This window comes from Rubrobacter sp. M3-4 (assembly GCF_059772285.1).
This window is the reverse complement of the sequence record NZ_JCBAJP010000001.1, coordinates 46,423-58,319: the sequence shown is the minus strand read 5'-3', so window position 1 is coordinate 58,319 and position 11,897 is coordinate 46,423. Positions and strand designations below refer to the sequence as shown.

At 66.7% G+C, this 11,897-nt stretch carries 10 protein-coding genes; 9 read left to right on the top strand and 1 reads right to left on the bottom strand.

Annotated features, from left to right (window positions below; translation table 11 throughout):
* Window positions 1-20 precede the first annotated feature (20 nt).
* From AC6EKW_RS00270 to AC6EKW_RS00245, 6 genes are all read left to right on the top strand, one after another.
* Complete coding sequence (locus tag AC6EKW_RS00270) at window positions 21-1,049, top strand: ABC transporter permease (protein ID WP_273889269.1); 1,029 nt, start codon at window positions 21-23, stop codon at window positions 1,047-1,049.
* 2 nt (window positions 1,050-1,051) lie between these two features.
* On the top strand, window positions 1,052-1,867 hold the full coding sequence (locus AC6EKW_RS00265) for an ATP-binding cassette domain-containing protein (protein WP_420541970.1): 816 nt from the start codon (window positions 1,052-1,054) through the stop codon (window positions 1,865-1,867).
* A gap of 21 nt (window positions 1,868-1,888) precedes the next feature.
* Window positions 1,889-3,769 (top strand): 3D-(3,5/4)-trihydroxycyclohexane-1,2-dione acylhydrolase (decyclizing), encoded by a 1,881-nt coding sequence (iolD, locus tag AC6EKW_RS00260; RefSeq protein WP_498513338.1) that lies wholly within the window; start codon window positions 1,889-1,891, stop codon window positions 3,767-3,769.
* Window positions 3,770-3,781: 12 nt separating this feature from the next.
* Window positions 3,782-4,585, top strand: coding sequence for a 5-deoxy-glucuronate isomerase (gene iolB, locus AC6EKW_RS00255; RefSeq protein ID WP_498513337.1), 804 nt, complete (start codon window positions 3,782-3,784; stop codon window positions 4,583-4,585).
* A 22-nt stretch (window positions 4,586-4,607) separates the two neighbouring features.
* Window positions 4,608-6,068 carry a CoA-acylating methylmalonate-semialdehyde dehydrogenase gene (locus tag AC6EKW_RS00250; protein ID WP_498513336.1) on the top strand — a complete coding sequence of 487 codons (1,461 nt, stop codon included), beginning with the start codon at window positions 4,608-4,610 and terminating at the stop codon, window positions 6,066-6,068.
* A gap of 86 nt (window positions 6,069-6,154) precedes the next feature.
* Complete coding sequence (locus AC6EKW_RS00245; protein ID WP_498513335.1) at window positions 6,155-6,979, top strand: sugar phosphate isomerase/epimerase family protein; 825 nt, start codon at window positions 6,155-6,157, stop codon at window positions 6,977-6,979.
* Here AC6EKW_RS00245 and AC6EKW_RS00240 read toward each other — a convergent pair.
* Window positions 6,976-8,718, bottom strand: a complete 1,743-nt coding sequence (locus AC6EKW_RS00240) for a bifunctional 3'-5' exonuclease/DNA polymerase (RefSeq protein WP_498513334.1) — start codon at window positions 8,716-8,718, stop codon at window positions 6,976-6,978. The genes AC6EKW_RS00245 and AC6EKW_RS00240 overlap by 4 nt on opposite strands.
* Window positions 8,719-8,791: 73 nt before the next feature.
* Here AC6EKW_RS00240 and AC6EKW_RS00235 point away from each other — a divergent pair, with 73 nt between their 5' ends.
* The 3 genes from AC6EKW_RS00235 to AC6EKW_RS00225 all read left to right on the top strand — a co-directional run bounded on the left by AC6EKW_RS00235 (window position 8,792) and on the right by AC6EKW_RS00225 (window position 11,896).
* Entirely contained in the window at window positions 8,792-9,910 is a 1,119-nt protein-coding gene (locus AC6EKW_RS00235; protein ID WP_498513333.1) for a site-2 protease family protein, read from the top strand.
* A gap of 13 nt (window positions 9,911-9,923) precedes the next feature.
* On the top strand, window positions 9,924-10,853 hold the full coding sequence (locus tag AC6EKW_RS00230) for a BtuF-related (seleno)protein (RefSeq protein WP_498513332.1): 930 nt from the start codon (window positions 9,924-9,926) through the stop codon (window positions 10,851-10,853).
* 71 nt (window positions 10,854-10,924) lie between these two features.
* Complete coding sequence (locus AC6EKW_RS00225) at window positions 10,925-11,896, top strand: ROK family protein (RefSeq protein ID WP_273847361.1); 972 nt, start codon at window positions 10,925-10,927, stop codon at window positions 11,894-11,896.
* Window position 11,897: the final 1 nt, after the last annotated feature.

The window sequence follows — 11,897 nt, the reverse complement described above, 5'->3', positions numbered from 1 at the left end:
GAGGAGGAGGTTTGACGCTGATGGCGCAGACAGCTACGGCCGATGAGAGGGTACGTCAGGTAGGCTTCCTGCGCAGGTGGCTCACCCGGCCGGAGCTCGCGGCGGTTGCCGGGGCCGTCCTGGTCTTCGCCTTCTTCGCGATCGTCGCCGGGGACTCTGGTTTTCTGACGCTCGGGGGGGCGGCGAGCTACCTGGAGGTCGCGGCGCAGCTCGGGGTCGTGACCGTTCCGGTCTCGCTCCTGATGATCGCCGGGGAGTTCGACCTCTCGGTGGGTTCGATGGTCGGGGCGGCGGGGATGCTGATCGCGCTCGGGGTGACGCAGTTCGGATGGCCGCTCTGGCTCTCGATAGCGGCGGCGATCGTCTTTGCGGCTCTGGTGGGGCTGTTCAACGGGTACGTGGTCATAAAGACCAGGCTCCACTCGTTCATCGTGACGCTGGGGATGCTCTTCGCGCTGCGGGGGCTGACGATCGGGTTCACCCGGCTCATAACCAGCCGCACCCAGATAGGCGGGCTAGATTCCGCGACGCACGGCAGCCCTCTGCGGCCGATCTTCGCCGGGACGGTGGGGGGATTTCCGGTCTCGATCATCTGGTGGCTGGTCCTGGCCGCGATAGGGACCTGGGTGTTGCAGCGGACGGTCTTCGGCAACTGGACGTTCGGGGCCGGCGGGGACCCGGACGCGGCGCGCAACGTCGGGGTGCCGGTCGACCGGGTGAAGATAACGCTCTTCGTGTGCACGGCGGTCTCCGCGGCGCTTCTGGCGGCGATACAGGTTCTGGCGGCCGGTTCTGCAGACGTTCTCAGGGGAGAGAACCTGGAGCTGCAGGCGATAGCCGCCTCGGTCATAGGCGGGGTGCTGCTGACGGGGGGTTACGGCTCGGTGGTGGGCGCGCTCTTCGGGGCGCTCATCTTCGGCATGGTGCAGCAGGGCATCTTCTTCACCGGCGTCAACACCGACTGGTTTTTGGTCTTCGTCGGGGTGATGCTGCTGGTGGCCGTGCTGTTCAACAACTACATCCGCAAGCGGGCTTCGGAGGCCAGGTGATGATGAAAGAGACGACGCCCATCCTGGAGGCGAGGGGGGTCTCGAAGTACTTCGGCAAGGTCGTGGCGCTCGAGGACGTCTCGATGGGGGTGAGATCCGGGGAGGTGATGTGCCTGCTCGGGGACAACGGGGCGGGCAAGTCCACCCTGATCAAGATCCTCTCCGGCGTCCACCGGCCCGACCGTGGTTCGATCCTGGTCAACGGCGAGGAGGTCGTCTTCGACTCGCCGCGCGACGCCATAAGCCACGGCATCGCCACCGTCTACCAGGATCTGGCGATGATCCCGCTGATGGGCATCTCGCGCAACTTCTTCATCGGGCGGGAGCCGGTAAAGAGGGTGGGGCCGTTCAAGATGTTCGACGCGGCCAGAGCCGACCGCATCACCCGCGAGGAGCTCCGGAAGATCGGCATAGAGCTGCGCGATACCTCCCAGCCGGTCGCCACGCTCTCCGGCGGCGAGCGGCAGTCGGTGGCGATAGCCCGTGCGGTCTACTTCGGGGCGAAGGTCCTGATCCTCGACGAGCCGACCAGCGCCCTCGGGGTGAAGCAGGCGGCGATAGTTCTGCGCTACATCGCCCGCACCCGCGAGCAGGGCATAGGCGTCATCTTCATCAGCCACAACGTACACCACGCCTACGCCATAGGCGACCGGTTCACCGTCCTCAACCACGGGCGCAGCATGGGCACCTTCGAACGCGAAGAGATCAGCATAGACGAGCTCGAGCGGATGATGGCCGGGGGCGCGGAGCTCGAGAGGCTGAGCGCCGAGCTGCAGAAGATGGGGTCCGAGCCGCCGGCGGGCGAGAGACCCGAGTGAGAGAGGAGGAGGTGGTGCGATATGGGCACCGTGAGGCTCACGACGGCGCAGGCCCTCATCAGGTTCCTGTCCAACCAGTACACCGAGCGTGACGGCGTCGAGCGCAGGCTCTTCGGCGGGGTCTTCGGGATCTTCGGCCACGGCAACGTCGCCGGGATCGGACAGGCCCTGCACGAGTACCGCGACCTGATCACCTACTACCAGAGCCGCAACGAGCAGGCGATGGTGCACACCGCCGCGGCCTACGCCCGCCACAACAACCGCCTCCGCATGCTGGCGTGCACCACCTCGATCGGCCCCGGCGCGACCAACATGGTCACGGGGGCGGCGCTCGCCACCGTGAACCGCCTCCCCGTGCTGCTCCTGCCCGGGGACATCTTCGCCTCGCGCACCCCCGACCCCGTCCTGCAGCAGCTCGAGGCGCCCCACGACGGGACCCTCTCGGTCAACGATTGCTTCAGGCCCGTCTCGCGCTACTGGGACAGGATCTACCGCCCCGAGCAGCTCATCCCGGCCGCCCTCTCGGCGATGCGGGTCCTCACCGACCAGGCCGAGACCGGGGCCGTCACCCTCGCGATGCCCCAGGACGTGCAGGCCGAGGCCTACGACTTCCCGGAGGAGTTCTTCGAGAGGCGGGTGTGGCACGTACCGCGCCCGCTCCCGGACCGGGAGAGCCTGGAACGGGCTCTGGATCTCGTACGTGAGGCCCGGCGGCCCCTGATCGTGGCGGGGGGAGGCGTGATCTACTCGGAGGCCACAGAGGCTCTGAAGGGCTTCGCCGAGAGGACCGGTATACCCGTCTGCGAGACGCAGGCCGGGAAAGGCTCGCTGCCCCACGGCCACCCGCTCGACCTGGGCCCGGTGGGCCCGAACGGCTCGCTCGCCGCGAACCGCTTCGCCAGAGAAGCCGACCTCGTCATCGGCATCGGCACCCGCTACACGGACTTCACTACCGCCTCCAAGACCGCCTTCCAGAACCCCCGGGTGAGGTTCGTCAACATAAACGTCGCCGCCTTTGATGCGGCCAAGCACGCCGGCCTCTCGCTGGTCGGCGACGCGCGGGCCACCATCGAGACCCTCTCGGAGGCGCTCTCCGGGTACGAGGTCGAGGACTCCTACCGCGAGGAGGCCGCACGGGCCGTAGAGGAGTGGGACCGGGAGGTAGAGCGGCTCTGCAACCTCGGGCACGAACCGCTCCCGGCGCAGAGCGAGATAATCGGGGCGGTGAACGCCTTCTCCGGGCCCCGTGACGTGGTCGTCTGCGCCGCGGGCTCGATGCCGGGAGATTTGCTCAGGCTCTGGCGCACCCGCGACCCCAAGGGCTACCACGTCGAGTACGGCTACTCGTGCATGGGATACGAGATAGCCGGCGGTCTCGGGGTTAAGATGGCCGACCCCTCGCGCGAGGTCTACGTGATGGTGGGCGACGGCTCCTACCTGATGATGAACGCCGAGATCGCAACCTCCATCCAGGAGGGTTACAAGCTCACCATCGTCCTGGTGGACAACGCGGGCTTCTCCTCGATCGGCTCCCTCTCCCGCTCGGTCGGCGCCGAGGGCTTCGGCACCCACTACCGCTATCGCAAAGACGGCTCGATCGGACTCGATACCGAGGAATCCCCCGGAGAGGTGCTGCCCGTCGACCTGGCCAGAAACGCCGAGTCTCTGGGCGCACACGTCATACGGGCGAAGACCATGGGGGAACTCAAGGGCGCCCTGGCCGAGGCGAAGGAGGTGGAGAGGACCGTCGTGATCCACATACCCGCAGACCGCTACGAGGGCGTGCCGAACTACGAGTCGTGGTGGGACGTGCCGGTCGCCGAGGTCTCCGGCCGGGAGCCGGTACGAAAGGCACGCCGGGAGTACGATGAGAAAAGGCGCCTCCAGCGCCGCTACCTGTGAGGAGGTGGGTCTTTGCCGGAGATCGTCGTCCCCAGCCGCGCCGAGCCCGACCCGGACGGCACCCTCGTCCGGGTGACCCCGGAGTCCGCCGGGTGGGGCTGGGTGGGCTTCGAGGTCGTGAGGATCGAGGGTCCGGGGACCCTGAAACGCGACAACGAGGGCCAGGAGGTCTGCCTGGTGCCGCTCTCGGGGACCATCCGGGTCTCCGGGGAGGCGGGAAGCTGGGAAGAGGTGGGAGGCCGCAAGAACGTCTTCGACGGGCTCCCGCACGGCCTCTACCTCCCGCCCGACGTCTCCTACACCGTGGAGGCGACCGCGGGGCCGGCCGAGGTCGCCCTGTGCTGGTCCCCGGCCGAGCGTGGGGCGGACCCTCTGCTCGTCGGGCCGGACGACATAGAGGTCGAGCGGCGCGGGAGCGGCGCCTTCGAGCGGGAGGTGCGCCCCATCCTGATGGCCGACCGTCCCGCCGAGCACCTGCTCGTCGTCGAGGTCATCACCCCGCAGGGCCACTGGTCGAGCTACCCGCCGCACAAGCACGACGTCGAGGACCCGCCGCGTGAGACCTACCTGGAGGAGACCTACTACCACCGCATGAGGCCGGAGAAAGGCTTCGCGCTGCAGCGGGTCTACAGCGGGGACCGCTCCCTCGACGAGACGGTGAGCGTGCGCGACGGGGACGTGGTGCTGGTCCCGAAGGGCTACCATACCGTCAGCGCCCCGCCCGGCTACGACCTCTACTACCTCAACGTGATGGCCGGACCGGTGAGAGAATGGGCCGTAAGCAACGACCCGGACCACGAGTGGCTGCTGAAGTGATCCGGTAAGGAGAGGAGGAGCGATGCAGAAGACGCAGTGGAAGGTACGCAACCTGATCGGGGGGAAGTGGGAGGAGGGGGAAGAGCTCCCTAAAGAACCCGTCTACGACCCGGCAACGGCCAGGGTCATAGCAGAAACCCCACTCTCAGGAAAAGATGAGGTGGATAAGGCCGTGGCGGCCGCCCGAGAAGCTTTCGGAGGGTGGTCTTCGACCCCGGTTGTCGAGAGGGCGCGCATCCTCTTTCGCCTGAAGATGCTCATGGAGGAGAACTTCGATGAGCTCTCCTCTCTTGTCACCCTGGAGAACGGCAAGGACAAAAAGGATGCCTCAGGGGAGGTCAGGCGGGCGATAGAGGTGGTTGAGTTTGCCTGCGGGATGCCCACGCTCCTCATGGGGGAGACGGCAAGAGACGTGGCCAGGGGGATAGACAACGTCTCCTTTCGCTACCCTTTGGGGGTGGTGGCGGCCATCACACCGTTCAACTTCCCGTGCATGGTGCCGATGTGGACTTTACCCATAGCCATAGGAGCGGGCAACACCTACATCCTGAAGCCCTCCGAGAGGACGCCGCTTTGCTCGCAGAGGATAGCAGAGCTGCTCTTTGAGGCGGGGCTTCCGGAGGGTGTTTTCAACATAGTAAACGGAGCCAAAGAGGTGGTTGATGCCATCCTCGCCCACCCCGAGATAAAAGCCGTCTCCTTCGTAGGATCTCAGCCCGTAGCCGAGTACGTCTACAGAGAAGGATGCGCCCATGGAAAGAGGGTGCAGGCTTTAGCGGGAGCCAAAAACAGTATGATCGCCATGCCCGATGCCGTTCTGGAGAGAGCTGTCCCGAACATCATCTCCTCAGCGTATGGCAACGCAGGGGAGAGGTGTCTTGCAGGCAGCGTTCTTATAGCCGTAGGAAAAGAAGAAGAGCAAGACAGGCTCGTAGGAGCCATAAAAGAAGCGGCCTCTGCGATGAAGGTAGGGCCTGGATACGAAGAAGGATCGGAGCTTACACCCCTCATCCGGGAGAGCCACAGAGAGAAGGTACGCTCCTACGTCGATCTTGCAGAAAAAGAAGGAGCCGAAGTAGTACTCGATGGGAGGGTAGCGCCAAGAGAAGAAGGGTTTTTCTTTGGGCCCACGATCCTCGATCGGGTAACAGGGGAGATGCGGGTAGCAAGAGAAGAGATCTTTGGGCCGGTACTCTCCATAGTACGCGCCTCTGACCTCGACGAAGCCATAGAGTTCACCAACGCATCCCCCTTTGGCAACGCCTGCTCGATCTTCACCGAGAGCGGCTCAGCGGTGAGGCACTGGCGAGAGCGCATACAGGCCGGGATGCTCGGGGTCAACATAGGAGTAGCAGCACCCATGGCGTTCATGCCCTTCAACGGGATAAAGAAGTCCTTCTACGGGGATCTGCACGCCACGGGCAAGGATGGGGTGCGGTTTTTCACCGAGAACAAGGTCGAGATAGTCCGCTGGCTCTCCTAGAGGAGGATGAGGCAGAGGGACAAGGCGATCCGTGCCGGGCGCCGCAGGGAGGTCGCCCGGCACGGGGAATGGAGAGGGAGGGATCTTTGAGAGCCGGGCAGCTCGCCATCAACTCGCAGTGCACCGCCCACCGGAGCCTCGAGGAAGCTCTGGATGCCTACGCCGCCGCGGGGTTCAAGAACGTCGAGCCGCACCTGAACCTGGTGAAGGGCTGGCTCCAAGACGGGCACACGGTAGAAGAGGCGAGGGAGCTCTTCGAATCGCGCTCTCTGCGCGTCGTCGCGAGCTCCGAGCTCGAGATGATGTGCTTCGGCTCGCCGGACGCCCGGCTTCCCAACCTGAGGGCCAACGCCGAAAACGCCCGCCTCGTCCGCGAGCTCGGTGCAGGGGTGATGGTCGTCGGCACCGACGGTCCGGAGCAGAACTCCGTCGAGGCGCTGGACGCCGTGGCGGAGGCGGCGCGGGATCTGGCGGAAGCCACCGAAGGCCTGGGGGTGGACATCGCCATCGAGTTCAACTGGTCGCCGCTCGTCAGGAGCCTCTCGAGCGCGGTGCGGGTGGCGGAGATGGCGAATCACCCGCGGGTGGGCGTCCTCTTCGACGCCGCCCACTACCACGTTACCCCGACTAAGCTCTCTGATATCAACCCGGACTCGGTGAAGTGGATCAAACACGTCCACCTCGACGACATGCCCGACAAACCGGCGGACCTGACCCACCGCGACTTCGACCGGGTCCTGCCGGGAGAAGGGGTGTTGGATCTAGCCGGGATCATCTCGGCTCTGGAGGAGAGCGGCTACGAGGGCTACTTCTCCATCGAGCTGTTCAACGCTGATCTGTGGCGGCTGCCGGCCAAAGAGGCCGCCCGACGCTGCTACGAGAGCCTGCTGCCGCTGTGCGAGCGGCGCTAACCCTTGCGCCACTCCGGTGAGACGGCGACCTCCACCTCGACCGGGACCTTCGTGAGTATCTTCTCTCCGGCCCGCACCATCGCCTCCTTCATGCGTCTTGCCACCTCTTCGGCCTCCTCCTCGGGGCACTCCACGACCAGCTCGTCGTGGATGCAGTTGACCAGGCGGGCCTCGAGGTCCATCAGGTCGCGGCCGACGTAGCAGAGGGCGAGCTTGGTGATGTCCGCCGAGGTCCCCTGTATCGGGTAGTTCATCGCCTCCCTCCTGAGGGCGCCGCGGTCCTCCTGCGGCGAGGGAAGACCGAACTTCCTGAGCCTTCCGGCGAGCGTGCGCAGCCTCCTCTCCCGCAGGGCCCTCTCCGCGGTCGTCTGCAGGTAACCCTGTACCTTCGGGTAGCTGGCGAAGTATTCGTCTATGAGCCTGCGGCCGTGCTCCTCGTCTGTGCCGAGCTGGGCCGAGAGGCTCTTCGCCCCCCGGCCGTACATCAGCCCGAAGTTTATCCGCTTGGCCGCCGAGCGCTGCTCCCGGCTCACCTCCTCCGGCCGGATACCGTACATCGTGGCCGCGGTGAGCCGGTGCAGATCCTCACCCTCGTTGAAGGCCCTCAGGAACGCCGGATCCCCGGAGACCTCCGCGAGGATCCTCAGCTCTATCTGCGAGTAGTCGGCGATGACTAAAGTGTTGCCCTCCTCGGCGACGAAGCAGCTGCGGAACTCGTCCTCGTGCGGGATCTGCTGGATGTTGGGGTTGGTGCACGCGAGCCGCCCCGTGGGGACCCGGCACTGCAGGAAGCTGGCGTGGATGCGACCGGTCCTGGGGTGGATGTAGCCCGGGTAGGGTTCCAGGTAAGTGCCGAGCTTCTTCTGCAGCTCGCGGTAGCGCAAAAGCGCCCGCGCGGCCGGGTGGTCGACCCCGAGCAGCGTCCACACCCGGGTGTCCGGGAGCTCTATGCCGAGGGAGCGGAAGGCCTCCATCACCTGCTGCGGGCTGTTCAGGTTGAGGCTCGGCCCGAGTCCCTCCAGCGGGAGGACACCCTCCGGGGGTGGGAAGAACGACTCCAGCTCTGCCGCCGCCTCGTCCCTCCTGCGGCGTATGGTCTTCTCGAGCTCCCTCCAGCGGGAGAGGTCCAGCCTGATGCCGGCGAGCTCCATCTCCGCTATGGCCCCGACCGCCCCGAACTCTATGCGTGCTATCCGGCGCAGCCTCTCTTCGGCGAGGTGCTCCGCGAGCACCTCGCGCAGCGGGAGGAGCACGGCCGCGTCCTTCGCCGCGTAGCGCAACTGCTCCTCGGAGAGCTCGCCGGACCAGTCCTCCCGGCGAGCCTCCTTGTCCACCTCTTCCTCCAGGTAGCGCTCGGCTACGGCCTCCAGCGCGTAGGAGGATCCCTGCTGGCCGCCGTCGAGGAGCTGCGCGGCGAGCATGGTGTCGAAGATGGGGTGGAGCCTGATCCCCTGCCCGGCGAGGAGGAACTCGTAGTCGAACTTCGCGTTGTGCAGGACTTTCTCTGGGCCATCCTCGAGGAGGTGCGCGAGGGGCGAGAGGTCCCCCACCTCGAAGACGTCCACGACGAAGGTCTTCTGTGGGGTGGCGAGCTGCAGCAGACGCAGCCGGCCGTCGCGCGGGTTCAGACCCGTCGTCTCCGCGTCCACACCGACCACCGGGGCACCCGCGATCTCGCTCGCGACGGCCTCGAGTTCGCCCCTTTTCGTTATCAGGGTGTGCCCGGAGAGTCCCTCCATGCGGGAGATTCTAGCAGCGGGACACGGGGATACGTTCGGTTGCCGCTCCTGATAGGGTACACTCTCTTTCGAGATGGGCGGTTCCTTCAAGATAGGACGGGCCTTCGGCATCGACATACAGGTCCACTGGACCTTCTTCCTGCTGCTGCTCGTCTTCGGATATTCGGCCTACAGCTCCTCGGGCAGCCTCGCCGCAACCCTGATCACGATAGGGCTCATCATCGCGCTCTTCGTCTTCGTGCTGCTGCACGAACTGGGTCACTCTCTGGTTGCCCAGAGGCTCGGCATCGAGATCCCGGATATAACCCTCCTGCCGCTCGGCGGGCTCGCCCGGATGAAGAGCATGCCGGAGAGGCCCATGGACGAGGTGAAGATCGCGATAGCCGGTCCCCTCGTGAACGTCGTGCTGGCGGCGATCTTCTTCGTCGCTTCTCTCGGCTTCGGCGGGGGAGAGACGACCGGTACGCCGGGTATCATGCCCAACAGGGGCACGGCGGGTCAGATACTCGAATACCTCGCCCTGACGAACCTGGCCCTCGCGCTCTTCAACATGATCCCGGCGTTTCCGATGGATGGAGGCAGGGTACTCCGGGGGCTCCTCGCGACCCGCCTGGGCAACCTGAGATCCACCGAGATCTCCGCCTCCATCGGACAGTTCTTCGCGTTCCTCTTCTTCCTGGGCGGCATCTTCACCGGGCGCTTCCTGCTCGCGCTCATCGCGATCTTCATCTTCTTCGGTGCCGGTGGAGAGGCTCAGATGGTGCGCCAGCGGGAGACGATGCGGGGGCTCTCCGTGTCCGACGTGATGGGTTCGAGGCGCCGCACCGAGACGGTGAGCCCCTACCACACCTTCGGACAGGTGCTCGACGCCGTCATCCACGGCTACCAGGAGGACTTCCCCGTCGTCGACGAGGACGGAACCCTCGTCGGCATGATAACCCGCAACGAGATCCTCGCCGCCGCCCACTCTCCCGACCGCTACGCGACGGTGCGTGACCTGATGCGCACCGACTTCCCCACCGTCACCCCTGAGGCCGACCTCTTCCAGGAGGGGCAGAGGCTCCTGCAGGAGAGCGGGATGCGGGCCATCCCGGTGGTGAGCGCATCCGGGGAGCTCGTCGGGATGCTTACGATAGAGGATATCGGGCAGGCGAACCTGCTGCGCGGCATGGACCACCGGAAGGGATTCTGAAGGGAGAAAGAGGTTGCGCATCGTCTCGCTGCTCCCGGCCGCTACCGAGATGGTGGCCCTCGCCGGGGCCGAAGACGAGCTCGTCGGCGTCACCCACGAGTGCGACCATCCGCCCGGGGTGCGGCGTCTTCCGAAGCTCACCTCCACTCCGGTAGACCCCTCCCGCATGTCGAGCGCGGAGATAGACGCGGCCGTGAACAGGCTCTCCGACGAGGGGAGCGTCTACGTGCTCGACGCCGGGCTCCTCGCGCGCCTGAGGCCGGACCTCGTCCTCACCCAGGGCCTGTGCGAGGTGTGCGCCGTCTCACCCTCGCTCGTCGAGGAGGCGGTCTCGGGGCTACACCCGCGCCCTGCCGTGTTCTCGATGGACCCACGCTCGCTCGGGGAGGTGCTCGAAGATGCGCTCGCCGTCGGGGAGGCGGTGGGCCGGGCGGAGGGGGTGCGCGGCAGGGTCGCTGCACTGCGGGAGAGGCTGCGCCGCGTCGGGGAGGCGACTTCCTCCCTCCGGCCGGTTCGTGTGGTGTGTCTCGAGTGGCTCGATCCTCTCTTCGGCGCCGGACACTGGGTGCCTGAAATGGTGAAGATCGCCGGCGGAGAGGAGGCCGTCTCGGAGCCGGGCGAGCCCTCGCGTCGCATCGGTTGGGAGGAGGTCGTACACTCTTCTCCCGACGTCCTCGTGTTGATGCCCTGCGGCTTCGACGCGCGCCGGGCCGCGCGCGAGGGACGGATTCTCACACGCCTGCCCGGCTGGGAGAGCCTGCCGGCCGTCGCTCAGGGGTGCGTGTGGGCGGTGGACGCGAACTCGTATTTCAGCCGCCCCGGACCCAGGCTCGTCGAAGGGGTAGAGCTGCTCGCCTCCATCCTCCACCCCGGGGTATTCCCCCCACCGGATCCGAGACGCGCCGTGCCGCTCGCCCACCCCGCATGGAGCACGTTCGTGTGAGCGGGTCGGCCCGGAGGGCGCGTACAATACCCCGGTATGAGATCCTGCGGGGAAGATCCGAGGGGGGCTTGATGAACGCCATAGGTGTAGACATCGGGGGTACCAAGATCGCCGCGGGCGTCGTCTCACCTGAGGGCAAGATACTGAACGAGGTGCGCTATCCCACGCCGGCTTTCCGGGAGAGGTTGCTCTCGAGCATCGCCGCCGCCATCCGGGAGGTCGGGAGCGGATACGAGGTGGGGGGCGTGTGCCTGGCGGTCCCGGGGTTCGTATCGACCCGGGAAAACAGGGTCATAACAGCCCCCAACCTGGAGGTCATAGAGGGGATACCACTGCGGGAGGAGCTCGGGGGCAGGGTGGGGCTCCCGGTGACCGTCGAGAACGACGCGAACGCCGCGGCCTGGGGAGAGTTCCGCTTCGGCTCCGGCGAGAGGTGCGAGCACCTGGTGTTCGTGACGCTCGGCACCGGGGTGGGCGGTGGCGTGATCTCGCACGGCGTGCTTTTGCGCGGGGCGCAGGGGGCTGCCGGGGAGCTCGGGCACGTGACCGTTCAGGCGACGGGGCCGCGCTGCAGCTGCGGCAACCGGGGTTGCCTGGAGACGCTGACCTCCGGCACGGCGATCCGTCGCCGGGCCCGGGAGGTGGCGAGCGAGATGCCCCACTCGGCGCTCGGGCGCCTCGCCGTCGAGCGGGACGTGCTCGGCGAGGACGTGCTCCGGCTTGCGCGTCGGGGGGACGAGGCGGCTTTACAGGTTCTGCGCGAGGCCGGGAGGTGGCTCGGGATAGGGCTCGCGGCCTTCGTCAACATCTTCAACCCGGAGGTCATCGCCATAGGAGGCGGCGTCTCGGAGGCGGGAGAGCTCATCCTGGAGCCGGCGCGCAGGGAGGTGTGGCTGCGGGCGCGCTCCCCCTCGCGCGAGCTGGTGCGGGTGCGCGAGGCCACCCTGGGGCCCGAGGCGGGGGTGCTTGGTGCGGCCGCGCTCGCCAGGGACGAGGAGGGAGCCCTGGTGCTGGAGAACGGCGGCGCCTCCGATTCCTCCTGAG